Annotated in this window: 21 protein-coding genes and 2 tRNA genes; 15 read left to right on the forward strand and 8 right to left on the reverse strand. The window is 39.9% G+C overall.

Annotation, left to right across the window (positions count from 1 at the left end):
- Positions 1 to 264: 264 nt before the first annotated feature.
- From CDC37_RS00880 to CDC37_RS00890, 4 genes are all read left to right on the forward strand, one after another.
- On the forward strand, positions 265 to 1,758 hold the full coding sequence (locus CDC37_RS00880) for an AAA family ATPase (RefSeq protein WP_096620059.1): 1,494 nt from the start codon (positions 265 to 267) through the stop codon (positions 1,756 to 1,758).
- A gap of 199 nt (positions 1,759 to 1,957) precedes the next feature.
- Complete coding sequence (gene cobW, locus CDC37_RS00885; RefSeq protein WP_096620060.1) at positions 1,958 to 3,001, forward strand: cobalamin biosynthesis protein CobW; 1,044 nt, start codon at positions 1,958 to 1,960, stop codon at positions 2,999 to 3,001.
- A gap of 29 nt (positions 3,002 to 3,030) precedes the next feature.
- A complete protein-coding gene (locus tag CDC37_RS23840) occupies positions 3,031 to 3,168 on the forward strand; it encodes a hypothetical protein (RefSeq protein WP_157780608.1) in 138 nt (45 codons plus the stop codon).
- Positions 3,169 to 3,230: 62 nt separating this feature from the next.
- Positions 3,231 to 3,303: transfer RNA gene (locus tag CDC37_RS00890), tRNA-Phe, on the forward strand.
- 40 nt (positions 3,304 to 3,343) lie between these two features.
- Here CDC37_RS00890 and CDC37_RS23845 read toward each other — a convergent pair.
- Positions 3,344 to 3,583: a hypothetical protein gene (locus CDC37_RS23845; protein WP_157780609.1), complete on the reverse strand. Its 240-nt coding sequence runs from the start codon at positions 3,581 to 3,583 to the stop codon at positions 3,344 to 3,346.
- 126 nt (positions 3,584 to 3,709) lie between these two features.
- On the opposite strand from CDC37_RS23845, the gene CDC37_RS00900 reads away from it, so the two are divergent.
- Positions 3,710 to 3,985 carry a transposase gene (locus CDC37_RS00900; protein WP_255408933.1) on the forward strand — a complete coding sequence of 92 codons (276 nt, stop codon included), beginning with the start codon at positions 3,710 to 3,712 and terminating at the stop codon, positions 3,983 to 3,985.
- A gap of 364 nt (positions 3,986 to 4,349) precedes the next feature.
- Here the strand turns inward: CDC37_RS00900 and CDC37_RS00905 are convergent.
- Positions 4,350 to 4,421, reverse strand: a tRNA-Cys gene (locus CDC37_RS00905).
- 1,683 nt (positions 4,422 to 6,104) lie between these two features.
- Here CDC37_RS00905 and CDC37_RS00910 point away from each other — a divergent pair.
- The 4 genes from CDC37_RS00910 (at position 6,105) to CDC37_RS00925 (ending at position 12,754) form a co-directional block, all read left to right on the forward strand.
- Positions 6,105 to 6,686, forward strand: a complete 582-nt coding sequence (locus tag CDC37_RS00910) for a helix-turn-helix domain-containing protein (RefSeq protein ID WP_157780610.1) — start codon at positions 6,105 to 6,107, stop codon at positions 6,684 to 6,686.
- A gap of 158 nt (positions 6,687 to 6,844) precedes the next feature.
- Positions 6,845 to 9,958, forward strand: a complete 3,114-nt coding sequence (locus CDC37_RS00915; RefSeq protein ID WP_096620061.1) for an ABC transporter transmembrane domain-containing protein — start codon at positions 6,845 to 6,847, stop codon at positions 9,956 to 9,958.
- Between the two features lie 206 nt (positions 9,959 to 10,164).
- Positions 10,165 to 11,685: an HlyD family efflux transporter periplasmic adaptor subunit gene (locus tag CDC37_RS00920; RefSeq protein ID WP_096620062.1), complete on the forward strand. Its 1,521-nt coding sequence runs from the start codon at positions 10,165 to 10,167 to the stop codon at positions 11,683 to 11,685.
- A 289-nt stretch (positions 11,686 to 11,974) separates the two neighbouring features.
- Positions 11,975 to 12,754: a peptidylprolyl isomerase gene (locus CDC37_RS00925; RefSeq protein ID WP_096620063.1), complete on the forward strand. Its 780-nt coding sequence runs from the start codon at positions 11,975 to 11,977 to the stop codon at positions 12,752 to 12,754.
- Between the two features lie 69 nt (positions 12,755 to 12,823).
- Here CDC37_RS00925 and CDC37_RS00930 read toward each other — a convergent pair whose 3' ends face one another.
- The 4 genes from CDC37_RS00930 to CDC37_RS00940 form a co-directional block, all read right to left on the reverse strand.
- Positions 12,824 to 13,951 (reverse strand): T3SS effector HopA1 family protein, encoded by a 1,128-nt coding sequence (locus CDC37_RS00930; protein WP_096620064.1) that lies wholly within the window; start codon positions 13,949 to 13,951, stop codon positions 12,824 to 12,826.
- A gap of 345 nt (positions 13,952 to 14,296) precedes the next feature.
- Positions 14,297 to 15,469 (reverse strand): aminoglycoside phosphotransferase family protein, encoded by a 1,173-nt coding sequence (locus tag CDC37_RS00935; protein WP_096620065.1) that lies wholly within the window; start codon positions 15,467 to 15,469, stop codon positions 14,297 to 14,299.
- A gap of 154 nt (positions 15,470 to 15,623) precedes the next feature.
- Positions 15,624 to 15,887, reverse strand: a complete 264-nt coding sequence (locus CDC37_RS23850) for a hypothetical protein (protein WP_172892736.1) — start codon at positions 15,885 to 15,887, stop codon at positions 15,624 to 15,626.
- A 470-nt stretch (positions 15,888 to 16,357) separates the two neighbouring features.
- A complete protein-coding gene (locus CDC37_RS00940; protein ID WP_096620066.1) occupies positions 16,358 to 16,624 on the reverse strand; it encodes a hypothetical protein in 267 nt (88 codons plus the stop codon).
- Positions 16,625 to 17,704: 1,080 nt separating this feature from the next.
- Here CDC37_RS00940 and CDC37_RS00945 point away from each other — a divergent pair.
- The 6 genes from CDC37_RS00945 (at position 17,705) to CDC37_RS00970 (ending at position 23,468) form a co-directional block, all read left to right on the forward strand.
- The gene (locus CDC37_RS00945; protein ID WP_096620067.1) at positions 17,705 to 18,364 is read left to right on the forward strand and encodes an NAD(P)H-dependent oxidoreductase; all 660 of its coding nucleotides are present in this window, start codon (positions 17,705 to 17,707) and stop codon (positions 18,362 to 18,364) included.
- A gap of 741 nt (positions 18,365 to 19,105) precedes the next feature.
- Entirely contained in the window at positions 19,106 to 19,504 is a 399-nt protein-coding gene (gene psb27 / locus CDC37_RS00950) for a photosystem II protein Psb27 (protein ID WP_096625777.1), read from the forward strand.
- 215 nt (positions 19,505 to 19,719) lie between these two features.
- The gene (locus tag CDC37_RS00955; protein WP_172892737.1) at positions 19,720 to 21,189 is read left to right on the forward strand and encodes a family 10 glycosylhydrolase; all 1,470 of its coding nucleotides are present in this window, start codon (positions 19,720 to 19,722) and stop codon (positions 21,187 to 21,189) included.
- 144 nt (positions 21,190 to 21,333) lie between these two features.
- On the forward strand, positions 21,334 to 22,077 hold the full coding sequence (locus CDC37_RS00960; RefSeq protein ID WP_096620068.1) for a hypothetical protein: 744 nt from the start codon (positions 21,334 to 21,336) through the stop codon (positions 22,075 to 22,077).
- A 291-nt stretch (positions 22,078 to 22,368) separates the two neighbouring features.
- A complete protein-coding gene (locus CDC37_RS00965) occupies positions 22,369 to 22,701 on the forward strand; it encodes a hypothetical protein (protein WP_096620069.1) in 333 nt (110 codons plus the stop codon).
- A 335-nt stretch (positions 22,702 to 23,036) separates the two neighbouring features.
- Positions 23,037 to 23,468, forward strand: a complete 432-nt coding sequence (locus CDC37_RS00970) for an arsenate-mycothiol transferase ArsC (RefSeq protein WP_096620070.1) — start codon at positions 23,037 to 23,039, stop codon at positions 23,466 to 23,468.
- Between the two features lie 337 nt (positions 23,469 to 23,805).
- Here CDC37_RS00970 and CDC37_RS00975 read toward each other — a convergent pair whose 3' ends face one another.
- Together CDC37_RS00975 and sir are read right to left on the reverse strand one after the other, a co-directional pair.
- Positions 23,806 to 24,360, reverse strand: coding sequence for a DUF2459 domain-containing protein (locus CDC37_RS00975; RefSeq protein ID WP_231943177.1), 555 nt, complete (start codon positions 24,358 to 24,360; stop codon positions 23,806 to 23,808).
- A 267-nt stretch (positions 24,361 to 24,627) separates the two neighbouring features.
- Complete coding sequence (sir, locus tag CDC37_RS00980; RefSeq protein ID WP_096620071.1) at positions 24,628 to 26,571, reverse strand: sulfite reductase, ferredoxin dependent; 1,944 nt, start codon at positions 26,569 to 26,571, stop codon at positions 24,628 to 24,630.
- Positions 26,572 to 26,578 lie beyond the last annotated feature (7 nt).

Raw genomic sequence — 26,578 nt, forward strand, 5'->3', positions numbered from 1 at the left:
GCTTCCTTTCATTCGCTGCGGACTATAGTTATAAATTTTTCTATCCACCTACTTAGAACTTATCCTGGATTTCTCACAAGTAAATTATAAGTCTTGAGTGACGGATGAATTTTCCCTCTACTCCCTACTACCTGTAGGTTTGAGGAATTTGTGAGAAATGCAGTTTATGTAGTGTGTATTCTTTTTGCCGATACCCATCAAGCAGACCAACAGTGTCACAATAGATGATAAATGGCAAAATAAGGGTAAGATTCAGATTTAATTATGGGCTTTCGTGAGGAATTTAAGTTACTACTGCGATCGCGTTATCCATTGATTTATATCCCCACCTATGAGGAAGAAAGGGTCGAGGGGATAATTCGGGATGAAGCAGCAATGGTGGGTAATCGTCCTGTGTATACTTGGGACTTTGTGGATGGCTTTCAGGGGAACCCCAACGATGCGGGTTTTGGTAAACGTAACCCCCTACAAGCGCTGGAATTTGTGGAGAAGTTACCAGCAACTGCTCCGGCTGTGATTATTTTACGGGATTATCATCGGTTTTTAGAAGATGTGGCGATCGCGCGCAAGTTACGCAATATTTCCCGCTTGCTCAAGTCCCAACCAAAGAATCTGATTATACTTGCACCACGCATTGCCATTCCGGATGATTTGATGGAGGTATTGACAGTTGTTGAGTTTGCCCTACCAACAGCAACAGAAATTCAGGCGGAAATAGAAAAAATAATACAGGTGACAGGTAGTAATTTATCCAGCAAAACAGTTGACGATTTGGTGCGTTCCTGTCAAGGATTGAGTATGGAGCGAATTCGACGGGTTTTAGCCAGAGCGATCGCAACCCACGGGGAATTGCAACCAGATGATGTCGAATTAGTTTTGGCAGAAAAGCGGCAAACAATTCGCCAAACCCAAATTCTCGATTTTATTCCTGCAACAGAGCAAATCTCGGATATTGGTGGTTTAGATAACCTCAAGGATTGGTTATTGCGTCGGGGAAATGCCTTCAGCGATCGCGCGCGTCAGTATGGTTTACCCTATCCCCGGGGTTTATTATTGGTGGGGATTCAAGGAACAGGTAAATCTTTAACCGCAAAAGCGATCGCCCACACATGGCATTTACCTTTATTGCGTTTGGATGTGGGTCGGTTATTTGGTGGTTTGGTGGGGGAGTCGGAATCCCGTACCCGACAGATGATTCAAGTCGCGGAAGCTCTTGCTCCCTGTGTCCTGTGGATAGATGAAATCGATAAAGGTTTTTCCGGTTTGGGGAGCAAGGGTGATGCAGGTACTGCAAATCGGGTCTTTGGAGCTTTAATTACCTGGTTAGCCGAAAAAACCTCCCCGGTTTTCGTAGTTGCAACCGCTAACGATGTTCAAGCTTTACCACCGGAAATGTTACGTAAGGGTCGCTTTGATGAAATATTTTTTGTGGGTTTACCCACCCAAGCAGAACGCAAAGCCATATTCAATGTCCATTTATCCCGATTACGTTTACACAATATCAAAAACTATGATATCGACCGTTTAGCCTACGAAACCCCCGATTTTTCCGGTGCAGAAATCGAACAAACCCTGATTGAAGCCATGCACATCGGATTTAGCCAAAATCGTGATTTTACCACCGATGATATCCTCGAAGCTGCAAGTCAAATCATACCCCTAGCTCGTACCGCTAGCGAACAAATTCAAAAACTTCAAGAATGGGCTATTTCTGGAAGAGCGCGTTTAGCATCAAAGCAGAATATTTTGGGAATTTGACCTCTCCCCACCATCTATGGTGAGGATTCTAAACGGCATATTTGTCGTTATAAATTACTCCCGATTCCCATACAGACGCGACATGTCCCGTCTCTTAAGTATTAAAATCGACTCTGAAAACATCCTCAGAAAAACTGCAATCAAGAATTATGGGATAATAAAAATAATTAAACACCGATGGTGCAACTATATCCACCCTATGGCCACAAAAATCCCAGTCACAGTAATTACAGGCTTTCTCGGTAGTGGAAAAACCACATTGATCCGTCATCTTCTTCAAAACAATGCTGGAAGACGTATCGCAGTTCTGGTCAACGAATTTGGAGAACTAGGTATCGATGGAGACTTGCTGAAAGCATGTCAAATTTGTCCAGAAGAAGAAGGAAACGAAAGCATCAATAACATCTATGAACTGACCAATGGATGTCTATGTTGCACAGTTCAAGAAGAATTTTTACCCACAATGCAACAACTGCTCAAACGTCGAGAGCAAATAGACAGCATACTCATAGAAACATCAGGATTAGCATTACCCAAACCCCTAGTGCAAGCATTTCGTTGGCCAGAAATTCGCAACGCAGCCACAGTTGACGCAGTGATTACAGTAGTCGATTGTGCCGCAGTTGCAGCTGGCACATTTGCCAGCGATTTAGATGCGATCGCAACCCAACGTCAAGCCGATGACAGCATTGAACACGAAACACCCCTTCAAGAACTATTTGAAGACCAATTAGCCTGTGCAGACTTAGTAATTTTGAACAAAACAGACCTTGTTGACACCTCAACCAAAATCCAAGTAGAAAAAATAGTTCAAGACGAGTTACCCAGAGTCGTCAAAATCGTCGAATCCACCAACGGAGAAATTGACCCCAACATCATCCTGGGATTTAACGCCGCAGTTGAGGATAACCTAGACAGCCGTCCCAGCCACCATGATAGCGAAACAGAACACGACCATGACGAAGAAATAAATTCCACCCATCTAATTCTTGACCATAGCTTTGAACCAGAACGACTAGTCGCCAAACTACAAAACCTAGTCAATAAGCAAGAAATATATCGAGTCAAAGGCTTCGTTGCTGTACCCAATAAACCTATGCGCCTAGTCATGCAAGGAGTCGGAAACCGAATCGAAAAATTTTACGACCGACCCTGGTCCCCCACAGAAAAACGCCAAACCAAACTAGTATTTATCGGTCGGGCATTGAACTCATCAGAAATAGAATCAGAATTAATCGCATAATTATGACATCACAATAACGGATTGGAAACATGCGATCGCAAACCAACCCAGATACACTTGACTCACCCATGCGATCGCCCTTGCAATACAAAATTAAAACTTTTATAGACAAGGGTGAACACCTAGATTCAGTAGTTAAACCCAGCCTGCAAAAGTTTTTTCCCTAAGCTCTTGCAAAATCCATAATTCTTTGCTATATTTATTAATCGTTGCGAATAAACTTATCCTCGCCGGGATAGCTCAGTTGGTAGAGCAGAGGACTGAAAATCCTCGTGTCACGAGTTCAAGTCTCGTTCCTGGCATAATCACAAAACCCCTGTGAAGCAAGCCTTACAGGGGTTTTTAATTTCTCCAAAAACCCCATTCCAGCCATTGATGGTGGATTGATTGTTGTGAAAATAGTAGTTTATCTCCTAGCACTTTGGCTAAGGATGTCAAAAGAATCACTCGCTGCATTGAAATAGACCTTCCCATGAAATTGGTTGGGGATGCGATCGCAATTCGGGATTGGTTGATTGCGAATAAAACTCCCAATTCCTGCAAACGGATATTGACTTTATTTTTTGACAATGTATTTAACATTCTTGAAAATTAACCAATTTAAGGTTCTATGGTCAACTTGCCTGATTCTGCCATCCCAATCAGTCTTATCACCTCTATCAGCTTCAAGGTCAATAACTGTGCTTCTACCAAAACCAATTTCTAGTTATTCAGTTTGACCAAGGCTCGTTCCACAAAATAAAAACTCTTGATTGTCCAGAAAATATTATCCCTATTTTTCAACCACCCCATTCTCCAGAACTAAACCAAATTGAGAGATTTTGGGAATTTCTGAAGAGCAAACTCCAATGGGAAAATTGTAAAACTCTTGCCCAACTGCGTCAAAAATTAGATGAGATTTTAGAAACTATAACCCCAGAAATAATTCCTTCTCTCACCTCTGATGAATTCATTTTTGAAGCTTTATTTAGCGCAGCTTCATAAAGAATTGGTATAAGGAAGACAAAGCCCAAACTTGCTGGGTGTAAGCGTCAATCTTTCAGTGGTGCTTACGCCTAGATTTAATCAATCCAAACATAACCTGAGTTCGGGTTAAGCAGATTGAGATAAAACCCAATCTATTTAAAGGCTAGGCTTCTTCAGTTGGTGACAATAAGCAATTAATCCGCTTGGGGCAGATATGGCATACCCCCAATATGCGATCACATACTTTGCCAATATAAGTGTAATTATTTAATCGCTCAAGACTCCTGTGCTATTTTTGGGATTGAGCGAATTTTGAGCCAAAAGGGTTTTTGAGATAGGTGTCTCGCCTTAAAACCCTTACGCCGCAGGGAGAACCATAAGAAGGCGACACCCGGATTTGAACCGGGGAATGGAGGTTTTGCAGACCTCTGCCTTACCACTTGGCGATGTCGCCGAGCTTGTCGATTGACAATGCTTCGTTGGTGAAGCTAATTCTCCCAGCTATGATAACTCTTTTTCGGCAAAAATTCAACCTCCGATGAGGGGGAAATATAAAAATCTTGATTTGAAAAGGGTTTGAAGTTTGATGAGAAATCCCAGGTAAGTTTTTTGTATTGTTCTAGTGGTGTGTCCCATTGATTTTGATGAGTGAATAAGGACATGTAGTAGCGCTAGCCTACGACAACCCTGCGGGTACAGCGCCTTGATCATCAAGTTTTTTCGAGGCTAAAACCACTACAACAAACCCCTCATAACCCATAGGACAGAGGACTAGTCTCTTGAACAAAATACTCGACAAATGTTACGTCTTCCGTAGGGGATGGTATCTCAACACACATCAGTATCTGTCTGGAAAAATAAATTTTTGATGAAGGATATGGAGTGATTTGTGAATATTTAAACAAAATTACAAGTGGATTGACAATGCGTAGGTACATTCACTAATAATAAGTAGTGTGTCATCCGAATTAAATTCCATTTTTGTTTTAAAACTAGTATTCTCAGGAGTTAAGTTATTTAATCAGTTTTTTGAAGGATTGTTTCAGGTTGACCAATATCTGAAAAGCTAATCAGTTATAACCCTTGTAGCCCTTTTTGCTCATTATGCTGGAAATGAAATGGTGTTCTGTGAGTTAATCTTGTATTTGCGATCGCGCAGAAACTCCTGATTCTTGATTTCTCACGAGTAAGTTGTAGGTCTTGAGTAACGGATTAATTTTCCTTCTACATCCTACGGGTACACGCGACCTTGTCGTAGACCAGACGCGTAGCGTCTACCCTACTCCCGTCACGGACTATTCCCTGTGAGTTTTCGGGTTTTGTGAGGAATGCGGGCTTTGGGGTATCGCGCTTGGAGGTTTAGTCTTAGCTAAAAAGATGCGTTTTATGAATATTCTACAAAGTAATTATTTATGAATATTTATGAATATTTTTTAGCTATTTCTAACGTATATGAATTATCTTTGGTATATTTTTCTTGAGTGTTCTCTTGGTATCCGCCTTATCCAGATTTTTCCTTATTTCCGGCTTGATTACGGAGGGCGAGTTTGAGATGAATTGCCCGGTTCAGGTTTGATAGATATAGCTTTTGATTTTCCTTGAAAATAATTAATTTTTGCCCAGATAAATTGTATTAAATTCTGTGTTACGTCTAATTTCTGAAGGTAATGGCAATTAGATGGCAGACAATGTGGATGTTAGGTAAAAATTGAATTTTCAAGGCAAAGGTTACGCATATCGACTTGGATATATCTTGGCAAGGATAGGTAAACTCAAAATCGGGTTACGATTTTCCCAAAATATTCCTATAGATGGAATAGCAATAAATTTAGATAATAACTAACTATAAAGGAGTTAAAATCAGAATATAAGTTCGCTTGTTGTGATTAATAAGACCAGCAAAGAGTTAGCTGTGTGCTTATTGCTTACGACTTACTTCGGAATGAAACTCATTTATAAATTCCTAGACCCAATCGAGTCTAGGAACTTGCCCAGAAGTTTATTCCTCAACGAATTTATTGATTTAATTAGCTGTTGAGAGCTAGTTAAACGGGTGTTTGTTACAACCTTGGCGGGGACAATAACAACCATCCTAGATTCATTGGGACATTTTGTTGTAACTGGACAGAATAAGATTATGTCACACTCTTATCAAGAAAAACAAGTCTTGGAGTATCAATTGCTCCAGGGGAAAAATGAGTCTTTTGGCAGATATTTGACGAATTTTCAAAAGAAAGCCTTGATGAAGGCGATGCAATCGGATATTGACTTAGAGTATAAAAAACGTATTCAAATTATCTTAATGGCAGATATGGGTAAAACCCAAGCTCAAATTTGCCGTCTGGTGGGTTGTTCACGGGAAATGGCTCGTTATTGGGCTAACTTGACTAAAGCGGGATTAGCTCATAAGTGGAACGAACCCCTAGCTGGTAGACCGAGAACAGCGAATGAGAAGTATTTATTGCGTTTGCAGGAATTAGTTGGTCGTAGTCCACGGGATTATGGGTATGGTTTTTCTTCCTGGACTGCTCAGTGGTTAAGCAAACATCTAGCTCAAGAATTTGGATTTACATTCAGCGATCGCCACATCCATCGCTTATTGAAACAAATGGGACTTTCGACGAAGCAAAAACCGCCATTGAAACCGCAAATAAGCGGAGGAATTACGATTCGGGACCTGCAAGTTCCAGAATCAAGTGAGCATTTGATGGTGAACTAATTACGGATTGCGATAAAAAGTTAATTATTCTGTTGGAGCTTTGTCTGGGGTTGACGGTTAAATGTTAACTGTTTTAACTGTTAAATCAAGACAATGGAGATTGGTGTTGAAATCCAGAAAAACTGTTGTTTACAAATAATTTTTAGTAGGTAAAAACTGTGTTTTCCCATCAACAAGTATCTACACAAGTTGCGACTGCTTTGAGTCCAATAATCCCCGAATCAGTTATACAAAAATTTGCCCGTAAAATCGAAATAATTGAGCCAGGAGTGGGGAAAAAATTTTGGCATTCCCATCATAGTCAAGCTGGGATTTACGTTGTTTTAGCCGGGAAGTTACGGCTTTTAGATCAAGGGGATAATTTGGTGAATAACCTCAAGACAGGAGCTTGTTTTGGGGAAGGGACTTTGTTCCCAGAAATTGAATTTATTCCCTATGGAGCTAGGGCTTCAACTAATCTGAAACTTGCCTTTCTCAGCCATGAGATATTGTCACCTTTATTACTGAAAGATAGCAAGATACAGCAAAATTTGTTAATCAAAGCCGAATTATGGGATTTGCTATTGGCTGGTCAATATTACCTAGATCAAAGTCCTAATTTAGTTCCAGAGATACTAGACATGTTTTCTCGCTGGGAAAGATTAGAATTAGGAGTTGGTGAAGTTGCTCCCCAGAAATTATCAGACTGTAGATTGATGTTGATTCATCGAGGTCTGCTAGAAAATTATGATGGCTGCTCCCTGAGAAATGGTTGTATTTATCGGTGTGACAACCTCGCAGGTTGGCAAGTGAAACAACCGACAGTTGTCTATGGATTAGATGACTATAATTGCCAACTAGAGAGTTTAAAATTGGTCGATTTAATTACCGAAATTCCGCGACACCATTTAGAACCAAGAGTTACTGAACTTGAATCTAGCAGGATACAACCTAATCGCTCTGAAGCATTGCAAACAGAGCTAATTTCCAGAGTGACTCACCCCAGTCGTCATCGTAAAATCATCCCCTTTCCCCAAGCAGAAGATACCATCAACCCACGTCAAAAAAATCGTGCATATTTTCCCAGTCCTCGGGTCAAAGTCTCCCATTGGTGGGGAAAATTCACCCAGACCTATCCATTTTTTGCTCAACAAAGTGCTGCGGATTGTGGTGCTGCTTGTTTAGTCATGGTTGCGAGCTATTGGGGTAAGCGTCTGAGTGTGAATCGATTGCGAGATATCGTCAATACTAGTAAAGCTGGTGCATCCCTACGGAGTTTAGCAGCAGCAGCAGAGTCAATTGGTTTTACAACCCGTCCCGTCAAAGCAAGTATTGACCAGTTAGCACAGCAACCCCTACCTGCGATCGCCCATTGGGAAGGTAAGCACTACATTGTTGTCTACGAGGTGACTGTAAAACGGGTAATTGTTGGTGATCCCGCAATTGGTCAAAGGAGTTTGAGTGTCAGTCAATTCCAAGCTGGTTGGACTGGTTTTGCGTTGCTGTTGGAACCAACCAATCAACTTGTTCAGACTCCAAATCAGAATACTCCTTTTTGGCAATTTTTTGATTTAGTTAAACCCCACGGCCAGTTAATTTTAGAAGTCATTGTGGCTTCGATTTTTATTCAATTATTTGGATTAATTACACCGATTTTTACCCAATTACTTTTAGACCGGGTGGTGGTTCAAGGTAGCACTTTAACCTTGAATGCGGTTGGTTTAGGGTTAGTTTTATTTGGTTTATTTCGAGTAGCGATGACCGGATTGAGACAATATCTTTTAGACCATACTGCAAATCGCTTAGGTGTAGCGCTCCAGGTCGGTTTTATTCAACATACTTTCCGTTTGCCAATTGCATTTTTTGAATCCCGTTATGTTGGTGATATTATCTCTCGTGTCCAAGAAAATCAAAAAATTCAACGTTTTTTAACTGGGGAGGCATTATCGATCGTTCTCGATTTACTCACCGTATTTATTTACCTGGGTTTAATGTTTTGGTATAGCTGGCAAATGGCATTAATTACCTTAACAATTGTACCCCCTTTTCTGATTTTATCATTATTAGCTACCCCGTTTTTACGACGCATATCCAAGGAAATATTTAATGCCTTAGCGGCTGAAAATAGCTATTTGATTGAATCCTTAAGTGGGATCAACTGCATTCGTTCAATGGCAATTGAGCAGACAGTACGCTGGAATTGGGAGGAAAAATTACATCATTTAATCAAAAAAACCTTTTCTGGTCAAATTATTGCCAATCGCTTACAAATTGCCAGTGCAACTATTCAAACTTTAGTCAGTGCTTGTTTGCTATGGTTTGGTGCTTGGTTAGTAATTCAAAATCAACTGACCATTGGACAATTAGTTGCCTTTAATATGTTGTTAGGCAATGTGATCCAACCATTTCAAAGTTTAAGTCAACTGTGGAATCAATTTCAGGAAGTAATTGTTTCCACCGAGCGCATTAACGATGTTCTTGCAGCCGAACCAGAGGAAGATTTAATTTATTCACCCCGTCAAGCGCTACCAACTTTACAAGGAAGTATTCGCTTTGAAAATGTCACCTTCCGTTATCATCCTGAAAGCGAAACTAATGTTTTAGAAAACCTCAGTTTTGAAATTCAACCAAAGCAAACAGTTGCTGTAGTTGGACGTAGTGGTTCCGGAAAAACTACCTTACTTAAATTAATTTTAGGTTTGTATCAACCAAGTAGTGGTAGAATTTTAATAGATGGTCAAGATATTAATAGTATTTCCTTGCGATCGCTACGTTCCCAAATAGGAGTAGTAAATCAAGAAAGCTTTTTATTTGGAGGAACAATTCGTGAAAATATCAGTATTGCCCATCCCCAAGCAAGTCTATCAGAAATTATCGAAGCTGCAACTTTAGCAGGTGCAGATGAATTTATTAAACGCTTACCAATGGGTTATGAAACTGAAATTGGTGAAGGGGGAGGAATGCTATCTGGAGGACAGCGACAACGTTTAACAATTGCTCGTGCATTACTTGCAAATCCCCGCTTATTACCTCTAGACGAAGCCACTAGTCATCTGGATTCCGAATCAGAACGGGTGATTCAAGAAAACCTCAAAACCATCCTCAAAGAACGTACCAGTTTAATTATTGCTCACCGCTTATCTACAGTACGCAATGCGGACTTGATTTTAGTCTTAGATAAAGGGGTATTAGTAGAAAGTGGAATCCATCAAGAATTAATTGCTAAAAAAGGTCATTATTTCTACCTCAATCAACAACAATTAAACCCCTCTGACTCATTAGTCATGAGTTAATCTAATACCATTTTTGATGGTGGAATATTTGCTGTATAAACTGTTCGCATTTTTGCAAATTGGTATAACTATTACAAACTATTTCCAGTCGCTACTTGTCTACATAGTAGTTAAGCTCCTATTACTATTCCCCACTCCCGTACGGATGACCTGACGAGTCGTCTCTACCCTATTTACAAATAAATTGCACTACCTTTTTTAAAACTATGCCACAACCAAATGTATCCCTCGTCAATCAACCAGAGAAATACGAATCTCCGGTTAACTCTCAAGTTTCCCTAGCAACAACCGAAACCGCAAATGATTGGTTTTATGGAACCGAAGAATTACTCGATGCTTTACCCAGAGCTTGGACTCGTTCTTTACTCTATTTTTTAATTATTTTTATTGCTCTGGTTTTACCCTGGTCGATGTTATCAAAAATAGATGAAACAGGTGCAGCTAGGGGAAAACTCCAACCAAAAGGAACAACACAACGTCTAGATAGTCAAGCAAGCGGTGCAGTGATTAATGTTCATGTGAAAAAAGGTGAACATGTCAAAGCCGGACAAATTTTACTAGAGTTAGAATCCGATGTCTTAAAAACCGATTTACAACAAACCCAAAGCCGATTAGAAGGACAAAAAAACCGCCTATCCCAATTGCAATTATTACAAAATCAATTAAAACTATCAATCGCAGCCCAAGAACAACAAAACCAATCTCAAGCCTTAGAAAAACAAGCTCAACTTCATCAAAGCCAGCAAAATTTAGATGCCAGAAAAAGTAATTATCATATCCAGAAACTGGAAAAATTAGCACTAGTAGAACAAGCCAAACAAAATATTTCCACAACTCAAACAGGAGTGAAGTTAACTAAAAGTCGTTGGCAAAGAGATATTCAGGAAGTAGAACGTTATCGTCAACTGTTAAAAAATGGTGCAATTCCCCAAATTAAAGTCATAGAACTCGAAAAAATTGCCGAAGAAAGTCAAAGATTATATGAACAAGCACAAGCAGATTTACTTCAAGCACAGTTACGTTTCCAGGAGGAACAAAATCGTTATCAAGGGATTATAACCCAAGCTCAAGCTGATATTGAGCAAGCCAAACTACGAGTTCAGGAACAAAAAAGTAGTTATGAAAGTGTAATTAATGCTGGAAAACTAGCCTTACTGAAACATCAAGAGCAACTCAAAGATTTGCAAACCCAAATTACTAGTTTACGCTCAGAAATTGCCCAAACAGGTAGCCAAATTCAATCTCTACAACTACAAATCATGCAAAGACAAGTGCGATCGCCTGTGAATGGAATTATTTTTGACTTACCCATTGAAAAACCTGGTTCTGTTCTCCAACCGGGTCAAAAAGTTGCCGAAATCGCTCCTGACAACACACCTTTTGTCCTCAGAGCCAAAATGCCTACTCAACACAGTGGGTTTTTAAAAATCGGAATGCCAGTTAAACTCAAATTTGATGCTTATCCCTTCCAGGAATACGGAGTTGTCACAGGTAAGGTCATTTGGATGTCTCCTGATTCAGAAATTCAACAGACTCCCCAAGGTAATTTAGAAACCTTTGAATTAGAAGTTAGTCTGAACCAAGCCTATATTCAAAATGGCAAACAACAAATTGCTTTGACCCCTGGACAAACAGCAACTGCGGAAGTAATTACCCGTCAACGACGTTTAATGGATTTTGTTCTTGATCCGTTTAAACAATTACAAAAAGGTGGATTAAAGTTGTAATCCTCCCATTGCAAAATGATTGTGATATCAGGTTATTTGATTTTGAATTACTCTACGAGAAGCCGCACTAAGTGCGTCTATGGATTTTGGATTTTGGATTTTATCAATAAATAAAGTGACACTACACACCTCTACCAGGAGCATCCCTAATCTGTAAAAAAAATATTTTGTCCGCAGCGAGTGCAACGTACGCGGAGCGTTCTCGAAGAGTAGCAATCATAAAATCCATCACTCAGAACGAGTCCATCGATTACTAAAGGTCATGCTTCTATCTTATCAGGAGAAAAGAATGAAAACAATTAATGTACAAATTGCAGATATTATAAAATATACAAAACAAAGCTTACAAGTACCAAAAATTATGGAGGCTGTTGCCCATCGTCAGATAATTATTAATCAAGCGGAAAAATTAGGCATTAAGGTTGAATTAGATGAATTGCAAGCAGCCGCAGATAATTTACGTATTGCTAATAAACTTTATAAAGCCGATGATACCTGGTCTTGGCTGAGAAAATATCAACTTTCTTTAGATGATTTGGAAGAAATTGCCTATCATAAATTGTTATCCCAGAAGTTAGCAAATTATCTATTTGCAGATAAAGTAGAAAGCTATTTTTACGAAAATCAACTTGGTTATACAGGTGCTGCTATTTATGAAATTATTATCGATGAAGAAGATATGGCAATGGAGCTATTTTATGGTTTACAAGCTGGAGAAATCAGCTTTCAAGAAGTAGCCCGTCAGTATATTCAAGAACCAGAAATTAGACGCGCTGGAGGATATCGAGGTATACGTTATCGTCAAGATTTTCGTCCGGAAGTTTCTGCGGCAATATTTGCCAGTAATCCACCCCAGTTAATTAAGCCCATTGTTACATCGAAGGGTGTACATCTAATCTGGGTTGAAGAGATTATCAAACCTGAATTAGATGATAATTTGCGGATGATAATAATGACCGATATGTTATCAAATTGGCTGAAACAAGAATTAATTGATGTGGAAATTATGGCATTATTGGATATGGAAACACCTGCACCAGATTCCCAAGGATGTGTCGGTTCAGTTTAACAAGGTATTAGGTGTAGAGACGTAGTATTACTACGTCTCCCTATCAGGATAATGATAAAACCTGAAAAATCATGAATTTTCGGAATCAATTACTAAACTCATGTAGATATCATCGGCATTTGGGTTCAGGTAAGGACGTTGCCAATCTAAGTTGAATAATTCAAAATGATGTAAGATAGAATTGAGTAATTGGTTAGGTGTTCTATCCCCCCGTTGCCAAGCTGCAAGATAGCCATTGGCGACAATTTGACAACGATTTAATCCAAAACTTTCTTGCTTGGATATTCTTTGATTTGGCTCTTCTGCTAATCCTAAACCAGGAGCAAGATACTTCGTAAATAGGGGTACTTCTGGGTGAAAATATCCGTGATACTCTGCATAAATTGATGTTAAAGCCTGATGTACCACTGGATAACTTGATTTATCAAAATAGAGAACGGCTGAATCGTAGCGCTGATAATCTCCAGGATTATATAATGCTTTAAAACAGAAAGGGATGGCAGATTGGTTGAGCGTTGTAGTGATAGCTTTCATTAAGGCGATCGCACCTTCTGGTTGAAGGTGGAAGTAAACTCGTACTAATTCACCATGATGTGTTGTTGAGTGTGGTTTTCCAGCATTCCCAACAGCCATATAAAAGCCATTTTGCATCAAATTTTTCGGCATTAAAATTCCAACTTCATCGCCGATTTTGGCATGAATATGATGGGAATGTAGATGAATTTCCCCTTTGATATGTAAAGTTAAATCACCTTTTTTGACAGCGATATAACCATCCTCTTCTTTCCTAGTTATGCGCCAATGATAATCATAATAGCCTTGACCTAAATTCTGGTGATGCAGTTGGTCTGAAAATTCTAAATCAACACCTAAAAAAGTATTATTTTCTAAATTTTGTTGCTGATTAACTTGTGGTGTTTCCCTATTTAATGCCAAACCATGTCGCAGACTGCCATTATAATAAACACCGTACAAAAAGCCGCGTAATTGTAAAGTGATAAATTTCCTTTGCAATGATTCTGGTAACTTGTTTAACTTTTCTACCATTTCTGGTGTAGAAATTAGTGGTGGAAAATCTGAATGCTCAATCCGAAAATCTTCATGCAATAGAATTTTACTAGCAATTTCTGTGAGAGTATCCAATACTTGGATATCTTCCATTGATGATGATTGTTGTGGGGAATTTAATAATGGCATAATCTAGCTTTCTAATATTTTCAATTTGGTGGGAAATTATCTGTGTAAATAGGGAGTAGGGAAAAAGACTTCTCAAGTCTAGGGAGTTGTTATATCCTGCAAACAAGCTATACTAAAATCAATCCAATATGAATCCTATATTTTCAATCCATGAAGACTATAGCAATCCGATTTAGGTAGTGAAGAATATTGGTTTTAGCTGTAACTGGAGGTCTTATCGTAGAGAAGTTGCGCTACAGGTGTCTACGTCTATGGCTGTTTACTGTCAACGGTTAACAGTCAACAACCCTAGATGTAAGATTTTACAAATCCCGCTTGGACTGCGATAAATTACATAGCATAAAATTAAACCCGAGAATAGCTTTTTTCAGCTAATTCAACAGCTGCACTACTAAACACAGTAGAAACAGACTCCTCTGGACGACAAATTAAACTTTTAGCAACTTGCAGCATACAAATTCCCGGATTTCCAAAAGTCTTTTGATGCTGAATCATGGCTTGAATCGATTGAATCAAATTTAATCCTGTAAATTGAATCACTCGATTTAAAAAGTGAGGACGACACTCAACAATTTCCGGAAAATTACTAAAATAAGCAACCGCTAAAGCAGCTATCGATGGTTGTAGCTGCTCCAAAGGTATGGTTGCGAGTTTCAAGGATTCCTCGATAGCCATACTACTACTTACAACTAAACTGAATAACCAAATTTGTAGGTAGTTAGCAACGATTGTACCTAAATCAAAAGCAGGGTCCCCCCAACTAGAACGCTCCCAATCAATAATGCGAACTATACTTTCATTCTCAGGAGTAATTTCTTGCCAATTATCTGCTAATAAAATATTATTCAATTTTAAATCATTATGGGCTAAACAGCAGGGTAAAAAAGCTTCTCTAAGTTCTGCGATCGCTTTTCCTAAGCTATCAAATTTCTGATATAAACTAAAAAATCTAATTCCTTCATCGGGAATAGAACCAAAAACCTCTGGGGTAATTCGTTCCAAATCTCTACATAAGTCGGTGTTAAAGTTTTTGACTCCTTCAATGGAGTTTTCCGCAAAAAAATTTTGATATGTTTGATTTGTAAAAGTACGACGATGGATAGCTGCTAAAGCCCAACCTATTGATGCAGCAATTTCTGTGGGAAATTTATTCTCATCTAAGTAAAATGTGCTGACATCTCGATAGTTTTGCAAGTAATTAAATATGATTATTGAGTTTTCCTGGTCAAAATATAATGCTTCGGAAATCCAATTACGAATTTCGGCTGTTTCTGAAAATTTCTGACAAAAATTATGAATGAGCCATTCGCGATGAAATTCTCCTAGGGTTTTACCTTCACGATTAATAGGTTCTTGTTTAACTAGTAATTTACGTCCTGTGTTGAAACTTACAAGTAGGTTAAAGTTTTTAGCTTTTTTCTGCTGAATATCAATGTTAGTTAACTCGGATGGTGTACAGATATTTTTTTCGATGAGATATTCATCAAGATTTTGAGAACTAAGTGTGAATTTTATCATTGATACTTCCCCTGATTATGCATAATTTTGGTTTTGATATAAATGAAATCTTATAGTTTGATAATTTAGTGCCATGTAAAATATTGAATTTCAGATACACCCATCAAATAAATCAATTGATTGCTGAAATCACAAATAGATATGTATTCAAGAATTAGGGAAATGGGAATCTTCGTCTAGGAGAATTTGTCGGAGAGAAATTTGAAGCCAATCGGAAGATATAATCCATCGCAGCTAATGTTATAAATCCTTCCATCCAAATACTAAATAAATTTAACAAAAATATCTCTCTTCGACCTAACCTATTCCTCCCACCATGAATATGACTAGCATCTAAATCGCTAATTTCATTGATAAAACTTTTGGCATCACTTCTTAATATGTGTAAATCTTGAACTTCAATTCTTGCCATGTTCATCCTCATCACTCAATCTAATCATCAATGCTGTCATCAGCGTTAAATTTACATACCTACTACAACAATTCCAATTTTCAAATGACATCATCAATGACGGAAAAATAATATTTACATACAATTGTTAGAGCAGGATTTGTGAAATCTTACATGTAGGGTTGTTAACGGCTGACAGTTGATGTTTAACAGTCACCAGTCAATGACACGCTATTTTTCACGACTAAAATCGGATTGCTGCATTTGAAAAAATTGCATAAAAAGCTGTTATCACCTCCATTACAATAGACAGCAATGAAGTGACAACAGACCCATAATTCTTGACTTGATCAAGAAGTTCACTTATAATCGGGATAGGTTAAAAACTATTTATTTGCAAGGATTGAGATTTCTATGCTCTGCGTAGAATTCTTATTCCTTGTTTCTGGATTCCCAGTCATAAATGTATTCATTCTTGATCATCAAACAAATGAAATTTAGTAGTAGCTGGGATAGTAGTAGCCACTAAAGTTGAATTTGCTTGCTAAACCAGCAATCACACCAATCGCATACTTGTTGATGTCGTATGCAAGGTGATCTTTATATCCGAGGAAAAGGTAGTTGGTGAATACTCCGTAACCGCTATCATAGCCGCCATGAACGGAGAGGGTGTCCATTTCGTTTAACTCATTCATGAAGCTTTCTGAATCTTGAAAAAGTTCAGAACCTGCGGGACGTAATTCCGCAACTTTGATACTTGCCATAGTTTTATTCTCCTGAAAGAAAAGAAAGTTTGTTCTGCAATGTATTGCTTCTATGCTTTTGTTGTGCAACCTTGAATTGTATTTGGTTGTCACATCACCATCTTGATGTATATTACCTAACTCAGTCAATACTCATGAATGTCTTTTTCTTTATCAAACGCCAGGTATTTTGTCTGTATTTTCACTTTCAATTGTGAAAGTTATTTTAGTGTTTCAAATATTTCAAATTCTCAGGAAATTAAGTATTTGTAAGTAAGCTAGAAAGTCCGAACGCTTAACTAGCTGAACTTTTTGCCGCCACTAAGTAAGTACATTCGTTTTGTTGACTTAAGGACTGATAAAATCTCCAGGTTCAGAGGTGACGAGTGTATAATTTATACCTAGTCAAAAGGGCAAAAAAGCACATAATAGCAGGTATTTTGTCTGGAAATGATATTTGAGCTAGTACAGGTTGGCGGAAATAAACCGAGTATTAAGTTAGTCACAACGAGTATTAAGTTAGTCACAACTTTTATCTAGTGACTATGCTCTGCGACTCAGTCAGCGAGGGCTACTGCCTTCATTCACGAGGTAGGAACTTCGTAGATTCCGCATCTATGCGGAGCATGGGTACGAGGAAAAAGGTAGGCGTATTTACGCCGTGTGGTACTAGGTTTATGCAGAGGCGAATTCCTTGCTTTGAGAATAGGGAATAGTAATCAGAACCTCTAAAATCGGGTTATCTGACTGGAGTCTGTTAAAGAAAAGAAAATTAAGATGTATTGCCTGTAGATTTTGTCAAATTGTTAATAAATGATATTTTTGGTCTTTTCTGTGGGATGATTAGTTTATATGTAACATAATGGGATAGTTGTAAAATTTTTTGGGCAAGCCACATTCCCATTATATAAAAGTCAAGCTTATTCAATTGGTAAGTATGACAATATCAAGAAATAAACCAGATTTTCCACTGGTTTAAGCCAGTTTAAAAATTGTCCCGAACTTGGTACTGGGATTTAACTTACTTGGAAATTGGAAAAATGTTGTTCAAATGACCGATGTATCGTTATATTGATTGAGAAATGATTCGATGGTTTACCGATGACTACCGCAGTTTCCGCAGCCGATACCGTTCTACAACAGTTGAAGTGGCGCTATGCTACTAAAAAATTTGACCCCAGTAAAAAAATCCCCGATGATATCTGGAAAGTCCTAGAACAAAGTTTAGTGTTGGCTCCTTCCTCCTTTGGTTTACAACCGTGGAAGTTTTTTGTAGTCCGAAATCCAGAAATTCGTCAAGCCTTGCTACCCCATTCCTGGGGACAAAAACAGGTAGTAGATGCTTCCCATCTGGTTGTATTTGCGATTAAAAAAGATGTAGACGACGCAGATGTGGATCGTTACGTCAGGAGAATGGCGGAAGTTCAAGGTGTTCCGGTAGAAAACCTGGAAAAGTTCGCCCAAGTTGTTAAAGGCTTTTTAAACAACCCTCCCTATCCCCTAGATAAAAACGAATGGTCTGCACGCCAAGTTTATATTGCTTTAGCCCAGTTTATGACCACTGCGGCGATGTTAGGGGTAGATACCTGTCCTATGGAAGGTTTTGTTCCTGACCAGTATAATCAGGTTTTAGGATTGACTGCACAGGGATACAGCGCAGTTGTAGTTTGCCCTGCGGGATATCGTGCATCGGATGATCCGCAAGCACAACGACCTAAAGTTCGATATAAAACCGAAGACGTGGTAGATTACATCGATTAACACCACAAACTGCTACTAATCTCCCCGTTATACCGCAGTCCGAGCGGGATTTGTGAAATCTTACATGTAGGGTTGTTGACGATTGACAGTTGACTGTTAATAGTCACCAGTCACCAGTCACCAGTCAACAGCACGTTATTTTTCACTACTTAAATCGGATTGCTATATATATTCAGATGTGGGATTAGTGGTAGTAAGTAGGTGGGTGGTGAAAATTGTCGTTCAGATCAGGGATTGGAGACGACCCGTCGGGTCGTCTGTACAGTAAGTAGGGGTAAGGCTTTTTGCCGAATGGTGGGTTACATTAGAGCCCTTCTAAATATAAATTGGGCACAAAAAAGTGGTAGAAAAAGAAAATACACATCTACCACTCAAAATAAAAATGAATATAGTTTTGGATTAAATCAGAAAATACCCCACTCGAGTCAAACAACTGTTAGGAATTAACAAAGACCAGTATCAGTCATTGGTAAGTTGTGCGATCGCGCACCCTTCACTGGTTTATGGACAACATTGAGTCGCAGCCATTAGCAATATAGATCAATCCGTCAATAATGCGATCGCGTTCCCTGGGTAAAATTTCCTTTCCCTGGATAATTTCCTGGACAAAGTAAAAATGCACTAACCCCCCAATCATAATCCGAGGGAGGTCTCCTGCATTCTTCGTATTAATTCCGATCCCGATGATACCAATCCGAGATAGGATGGTTTTTGATTTAGGTATTTATTGACTGGATGTTTATGAAGCGCTATTTTTCACGTTTACTTGCATTAGTGCTGGTGGTGGTTGTGGGTTTGATGGGTTGTTCCTCTGATCCAACAGCTTTAACTGGAGATTATCGACAAGATACACTGGCTGTAGTTAATATCCTTCGTAGCGCGATTGAGTTACCCAATGATGCTCCAAATAAGGCAGCAATTCAGGCAGAAGCACGGAAAAAAATTAATGATTTTGCTGCTAGGTATCAACGGGATGGTTCGGTGGCAAATTTAAATTCTTTTACAACTATGCGGACAGCTTTAAACTCTTTGGCTGGACATTATAGTTCCTATCCGAATCGTCCTGTTCCGGAAAAACTCAAAACCCGTTTAGAACAAGAATTTAAACAGGTGGAAAATGCTCTGCAACGTGGTGCATAGATGATAAACCACCCAAATTGAATTAATTTCCAGACAGGAACTCGAAACTAGAGAGATTCTGTCTATTTTTATGGGTTTTGTGTTAATACAGTAAAGATTCCCATAATTGTGACATGACGCACAATTTGTCATCAAGTGGTAAATGAGGATATTGCCAACCTGCTCAGAAAAAACAGGGTAGTAGGCATAGAGCTTAAAAAAGAAGGAATAGTGGAGTGGTCAAAAAATCACGATTGGGTTGGCATATCTTATTTGGTTTCATCAGTTTCTTGTTAGTGCCGTGGATTGATAATACATCCAGTTCTGCACAAGCTGTGAATGAATTTTGCCAACTGTCTCCTGCTGCGGTACGGGAAAAGGAAAATTTACGGATTGCCAGTTTTAAAGGTGATAAATCTGCCCAATCTCGCTACCAAAATTTACTGAAACAACATGCTCAAATCATTAGGGATTGTCGTCGTCGTACCTGGCCACAGAATCAAGCAGTATGGTTGCGTTTATACCCGTGTGACATCGCCGGTGGTGCGATTGAGCAAATCATGGATCGGGTGGTGAATCAGGGCTATAACCAGGTGTATGTGGAAACATTTTACGATGGACGGGTGTTACTTCCTCTGCGAAGTAATCCCACGGTTTGGCCTTCGGTGATTCAGACGGCTGGTGCAGAGCATGTGGATTTGTTGGCGACGGCAATTCAAAGGGGACGGGAGCGGGGTTTAAAAGTCTATTCGTGGATGTATACGACTAATTTTGGATTTAGTTATGCCCAGAGGGAAGATCGGGAAGATGTGATCGCTCGCAATGGCAAAGGACAAACTAGTTTATATGTGGTTGATAATGGAACCCAGGTGTTTATTGACCCCTACCATCCCCAAGCTCGTCGCGATTATTACTTAATGGTACAGGAGGTTCTGCGTCGTCGTCCGGATGGAATTTTGTTTGATTATATCCGTTATCCCCGCCAAGCTGGTACGAATTCCATTGCAACTAGGGTGACGGATCTATGGTTATATTCACCAGCAACTCAACAAGCTCTACTACAGAGAGTCCAAAACCGCAAGGGATGGGAATTGGTACGTCGTTTTCTTGCTCAAGGTTACGTTTCTGCTAGTGATATCAACCAGGTCGATCAACTGTTTCCTCAAGAAGGGGAACCAATGTGGCAAGGTCGTACTCAAAATAGTAGTAAAGCTTTAACCAATGCCCAACGTCAACCCCAATTGCAATGGGATTTGTGGCAGTTATCGGTAGCCCATACAATGCAGGGCATAGTAGACTTTTTAGAGATGGCTGCTTATCCTGCTCAACAACTGGGTATTCCTGCTGGTGCGGTGTTTTTTCCCTATGGCAATCAAATTGTCGGTCGGGGTTACGATTCCCGTTTACAACCTTGGGATCGCTTCCCCCGCAATTTGGAATTCCACGCGATGTCTTATGCTAATTGTGGTAGCCATACCTGTATTACTGATGAAGTGCAACGGGTTGTGAACACAGTTCGACCAGGAACCAAGGTGATTCCCGCGATCGCTGGAAATTGGGGAACAAGTATTGGCAATCGTCCTCCTTTAGAAGTACAAATGCGAGCTTTGCGTCGCTATGCCAATCGCATTGAAGGAATCAGCCATTTTGCCTACTCCTGGCAATTCCCCCAGCATGATCGCGATCGCAAATTTTGCCGAATTTAGTATATACTTTACACGGTCATCATCTGATGTTCTAGAGGGACAACGCCCCTGCACTTCTGACTATAGGCGTAAGCTTTCCCGTAGGGTATAGCTAATAACTCACCGCTTGAAGTATATCTAAATTTTTATTGCCAAGCAAATTCTATGGTTCTTCGTCGTTATTTGTTAATTGGTGTGTGTCTCGGTTCTTTGATGGCTGCTTGTCAACCAGAATCATCCCCAGTGAGCGAATCCACTACTAGCACTGCAACTCCTACCCCCGACGCAACCATCCCCAACGCTCCCGCTCCAACTATCACCCTCAAGGTTCCATCGGATTCACCCCCGACAACACCTGCACCCATCACAGTTACACCAACCCCAACTCCTAACCCCAATATCTCCACACCCCAACCAACAACCCCAGCAACACCTACACCACAACCTTCCCCCCAAATTATCAGTAAAGCTGGTAATATCTATCAAAACCCAGATTTAGGAATTAAGTTTGAGTATCCACCCGATTACGTCGTTCAAGTCAATCAACCCCAAAAATCTGTGGATATTTGGCAAAGTCAAGATTATCAAGCTTTCAAAGCTGGCAAATTTGATAATTCTGCACCACCAGGAAACCTAAATATCACGGTGGAGGATAATCTCCAAAAACTACCCGTGAATGAATGGATTGCACAAAATCCAACTTTTGACTCACCAGGAAACTTTTCTCCCAAAACAGTTGCCGGACTACAAGCTGTAGCTTTTCGCTCAGTGGGATTATTGGAATTTGAACATATTGTGATCCCAATAGAGGATGGCAGTAGAATGATTGTCATTAGCCATCCCGAAGGTGAAGAGCATCAACAAGCATTTCAAAGGGTGGTTTCTACTTTACAAATTAGTCGTAAATAATGTGGTGGAGCGCCAGGGAACACCCGAAATCAAAAACATTCTTAATATTCTGCATGGACAAACCTAAACTTTTTGGGTAAAAATATTATGTGTAGGCAGGTTTGATAATTTAGGATTCAGTCATAAGCCTCAATCCGACTCGCGTTTAAACTTGAAAGTTGATACATCGGTAGTTGTTAATATGTCACCATATCGCCTGCTAACTGAAAAAGTTTAGTCAAAATTACTACTTTTTGTTCCAGCGTTTTCCCGAAACACACCACACAACTAATAACCAATGAGGTCTACAAAATGTTGAAAAGATACTATCTGCTAGGGCTAACCGCACTAGGTTTAATCATTCCGTCCGTAGCATTAGCCGACCCTAATTCAGTTGTAATTCAAACCATTCCAGTGGAGCAGACAGGGAATTCTCCTGACTGCATGAATACAACTAATACTGATTTATTTAGTAACATGCCTACAACTACCACAATCAGTATCAACAAACAAACCCAATCAATTAGCGGTAGACATTCAAGTGCGGAAGTTTACCAAAGTTCAGTTTCCACCAATTCCGGAAGAGTAGTTCAAAATGATACTTTATGCGTATTTCCCTTCGGAGTACCAGGACTACCTCGATAGGTAGGTGAAATTATCTAAAAATTGAATTGGGTTTAGCGTCGGTTGGGTGAAGGTGCATAAATAGATTTGCTTCCTTCTGGTTTATTCTCTGTACCGTAACCCAACATATAAATTTCTCGCGAGAAAATAGGGAGTGGGGGAATAAGGGAAAAACACTTTCATGGGTTTTGGTGTACGCAGTATATGTAGATTATTTCCTACTCCCTGTTCCCTACCCTCACGAAAAGAATTTTTCCGCAGACCCTAAGTATTCAAAGCAACCTCTTAAGACAAAGTTAATCTGAATGTGTTACGGTCGCTCAAGCATTTGAATGAAAGCCAAGTACACATTCATTATGGATAAAATTCTATTTCTCTGTACAGGTAACTATTACCGCAGTCGCTTTGCTGAACACCTATTTAATTATTATGCCCATAAACAAGAATTAGATTGGTTTGCCGACTCCCGTGGACTAGCAATAGAAAGGGGTATAAATAATGTGGGAGCAATCTCGATATACGCCAAAAACGCTTTACAAGAAAGGGGAATAATTATTACTGAGGATGAGCGTTTTCCCACTGCTGTCACTTTAGCAGATTTTCACAGTGCTTCCAGGGTGATTGCTTTAGATGAATCCGAACATCGTCCCTTAATGAGCGATCGCTTTCCGGAATGGGAGGATAAAATTGAGTATTGGTTAGTTCACGATGTGGATAAAACCGTGGCAACCACAGCACTAGGACAAATTGAACAACAGGTATTACTATTATTGAGACAATTAGGCTAGATAAAATCAATTGACATACTCCTAGCCCTCAAGTGCGGATATTCTAGGTTCAAGCAGCAATTGCAGGCTAATGCCTATCCTTACATTACCTAACCTAACAGTTAATGCCCTAACCGTCTTAGCATTTTAACATACAGAAAGCCGTCCGACAAGGACGTAGCTCTAGATTCGGTTTTTTTGATAAATTAAGCAAAATAAAACTTAATTCTCAAACCTCGTCTATATCGGTTCCCGGTCTGGTGAGGTACGATTGTAATTCTGCTTGTATTTTGATCAAAGCTAGAGAATTTGAGATGTACCTCAGTTACTTAGAAAAGGCTATATCTTTTGAGGGGATTTAAGAAGATTTAACTTGAAAATTAGCCAGCAGCACAAAACCTTCAACCCGACAATCTAAATCTTCTAACCATACAACTAACTCGTGATTACTGTTGTGGTATATGGTATATTCCATGTCATCTTTGACAAAATTCATTTGATTAACTGGGTTAAAAACTTGTGTATTCATATTTTGCTGAAAGCGTTGCTCCAAGGATTTTTGTAATTTTTTGGCTTGCACTCCAGAGACAGCAAAGTTGAGAACGGTGATATGATTACCTATCCCTTGCTTGAACTCAGCTATATCTTGATATTTCCTTCTTCCCAGAGTTCCCTGAGTGGGAATTAACAGTGCTGCAATTCCACTACCCCAATCTTGCTGATGCAACGCAAAATAATGCCAGTCTCCATAGGCATACTGTACTAATCCTCCCTCTTCGTCAGGTAAAACCAATCTCGCATGTAATCCCACATCAACCACATAAGCAGTAACTGGTTGCACTGGTTCAACTGGGGGAATAATAATTGCGGGAGAAGCAAGCAAAATTCCGGCAATTAATCCTATAATTGCCAAAATTACCAGAAAAAATAAAGATATCCGTCGGAAAATACTCACTACTACTTTGGTTTCATCGCTGCTCTTCCCCTATCGCACTACGGGTGGGGAGAGCCGTCGGAAAATACTCACTACTACTTTGGTTTCATCGGTTTTGGTAATACCCTGCAGAAAGGCTGCGCTTAATGACTACCGACTGTTGGTTGTTGAGTGTTGACTGTTGACGGTTAACAGTCAACAACCCTAGATGTCAGATTTTACAAATCCCCTCCATACACCCATACCCTAATCATGAACATTATTGGCATCTTCAAGATTCTGGAGGTATGTGCGAATAGCTACTTCTGCAATATCCGTCATTGACTTACCTTGACGTGCTGATGCAGCCTTAAGTTCGCTGTATAGGGCATCACGGATACCGACACGATAGTGAACTTTTCCAGCAAGCATGTTATTTTTATCGCTTTTGGGGTGATAATTGCTAGCAAATTCCCGTAACGTATCCAAACCAACCCTAGCACAAAAATCACCGAAGCTTTCACCTTTTTGTCGGGATTTTTTGAAAAACACAAATAGGGGTTCCAACAAACTTTCCAGGTCGTTGATGTGCATTTTGTCAGTGTAGGGTTGGGCTAACCGGGTCTGGTGGGGACAACCACCCAGCCAAACCTGGTAAGATTCGGGAGAGCTACCGACAAATCCCAATTCTGCCATGTAGGGACGCGCACATCCATTGGGACAACCGGTCATACGGATGACAAAGTGTTCTTTCTTTAAACCCAATTTGTTGAGTAGGGTGCGAATCCGTTCTAGGACATCGGGAATTGCTCGTTCCGATTCGGTGATTGCGAGTCCACAGGTGGGTAAGGCTGGACATGCCATGCTATAACGCACTAGGGAGTCAATTTTGCTGGGGTCGGCAATGACACCGCAACGGTCGAGAATGGCTTGGATGGCTGATTTGTGTTTGGGAGGGATATCGTACAGCAGTACGTTTTGGTGGGGAGTGACGCGCATGGGAAGTTCATATTTTTCAATAATTTCCCGTAGTGCGGTTTTTAGCTGTAAGCTCCCTTCATCTTTGATGCGACCATTGACGATGGAAATGCCGAGAAATAACTTCCCATCACCTTGCTTATTCCAACCAAGAAAGTCTTCGTATTTGAAAGCTGGTAAGGTTCTAAAGGGCTGTAGGGGTTTCCCAAAAAAAGCCTCAACTTGATGTTTGAACTTGGACACACCCCAATCATGGATCAGGTACTTTAAGCGAGCATGACGACGGTCTGTGCGATCGCCATAATCTCTTTGGGTCGCAACGATGGCTTTGACCAAGCTGTAGACATCGGCTTGATCAACATAGCAAATGGGGTCAGCAACACGAGCAAAGGTTTCTTCCTTGTTGTGGGTGCGTCCTAAACCTCCACCAGCAAAGACATTAAATCCTTCCAGTTTGCCATCGCTATCCGTAATTACCACTAAAGTTAAATCTTGGGTGTATAAATCAATGGAATTATCCCCCGGAACCGTCACGGCAATTTTAAATTTACGTGGCATATAGTGAGTGCCATAGATGGGTTCTTCGCTGTTGTGAATAATGGTTCCCGTACCGTTTTGTTGACGTGCAGCTTTGACTGCGGGATTTTCTTCAGCAGAAACCACTTTTTCCCCATCTAGCCAAATTTCATAGTAAGCACCAGTTTGGGGTGTTAACAAATCGGCAATATTATTGGCATACTCCCAAGCATAATTGTATTCCGGCTTGGTTTTAAAGGGTGCAGGAGGAGCCATCACGTTGCGGTTTAAGTCACCACAAGCACCTAAAGTCGAACCCAAATTATGTACAATTGTGGCAATTGTGGCTTTGAGGTTTTGCTTTAAAATTCCGTGTAGCTGGAAACCTTGACGTGTTGTTGCTCGTAACGTCCCGTTGCCATATTCATCGGCCAAACGATCTAGTGCCAAATATAATTGGGGGGGAATAAATCCTCCAGGGTTGCGGGTGCGGAGCATCATTTGGTAATCCTTTTCCTGTCCCTTGACCCGATTGTCACGGTTATCTTGCTGATAGGAACCGTGGAACTTGAGGATTTGTACCGCCTCTTCACTAAAATGGTTTGTGTCTTGAAGTAACTCCGTCGCGACCGGTTCGCGCAAAAAATTACTGCGTTCTTTAATTCCTTCGACTTTGGAGGGTTTACGGGTGGGAGCGGGAGGAGCAGAGTTTACCATTGGCGTT

The organism is Calothrix sp. NIES-3974 (assembly GCF_002368395.1).
In the GTDB taxonomy this organism is placed as follows: Bacteria; Cyanobacteriota; Cyanobacteriia; order Cyanobacteriales; family Nostocaceae; genus NIES-3974.

Bases quoted from the DNA above. Each gene is read 5' to 3' on its own strand.
- CDC37_RS00880 (WP_096620059.1), top strand. From the start codon at position 265: ATGGGCTTTCGTGAGGAATTTAAGTTACTACTGCGATCGCGTTATCCA.
- cobW (WP_096620060.1), top strand. From the start codon at position 1,958: ATGGCCACAAAAATCCCAGTCACAGTAATTACAGGCTTTCTCGGTAGT.
- CDC37_RS23840 (WP_157780608.1), top strand. From the start codon at position 3,031: ATGCGATCGCAAACCAACCCAGATACACTTGACTCACCCATGCGATCG.
- CDC37_RS23845 (WP_157780609.1), bottom strand. From the start codon at position 3,583: ATGTTAAATACATTGTCAAAAAATAAAGTCAATATCCGTTTGCAGGAA.
- CDC37_RS00910 (WP_157780610.1), top strand. From the start codon at position 6,105: ATGTCACACTCTTATCAAGAAAAACAAGTCTTGGAGTATCAATTGCTC.
- CDC37_RS00920 (WP_096620062.1), top strand. From the start codon at position 10,165: ATGCCACAACCAAATGTATCCCTCGTCAATCAACCAGAGAAATACGAA.
- CDC37_RS00925 (WP_096620063.1), top strand. From the start codon at position 11,975: ATGAAAACAATTAATGTACAAATTGCAGATATTATAAAATATACAAAA.
- CDC37_RS00930 (WP_096620064.1), bottom strand. From the start codon at position 13,951: ATGCCATTATTAAATTCCCCACAACAATCATCATCAATGGAAGATATC.
- CDC37_RS00935 (WP_096620065.1), bottom strand. From the start codon at position 15,469: ATGATAAAATTCACACTTAGTTCTCAAAATCTTGATGAATATCTCATC.
- CDC37_RS23850 (WP_172892736.1), bottom strand. From the start codon at position 15,887: ATGAACATGGCAAGAATTGAAGTTCAAGATTTACACATATTAAGAAGT.
- CDC37_RS00940 (WP_096620066.1), bottom strand. From the start codon at position 16,624: ATGGCAAGTATCAAAGTTGCGGAATTACGTCCCGCAGGTTCTGAACTT.
- CDC37_RS00945 (WP_096620067.1), top strand. From the start codon at position 17,705: ATGACTACCGCAGTTTCCGCAGCCGATACCGTTCTACAACAGTTGAAG.
- psb27 (WP_096625777.1), top strand. From the start codon at position 19,106: ATGAAGCGCTATTTTTCACGTTTACTTGCATTAGTGCTGGTGGTGGTT.
- CDC37_RS00960 (WP_096620068.1), top strand. From the start codon at position 21,334: ATGGTTCTTCGTCGTTATTTGTTAATTGGTGTGTGTCTCGGTTCTTTG.
- CDC37_RS00965 (WP_096620069.1), top strand. From the start codon at position 22,369: ATGTTGAAAAGATACTATCTGCTAGGGCTAACCGCACTAGGTTTAATC.
- CDC37_RS00970 (WP_096620070.1), top strand. From the start codon at position 23,037: ATGGATAAAATTCTATTTCTCTGTACAGGTAACTATTACCGCAGTCGC.
- sir (WP_096620071.1), bottom strand. From the start codon at position 26,571: ATGGTAAACTCTGCTCCTCCCGCTCCCACCCGTAAACCCTCCAAAGTC.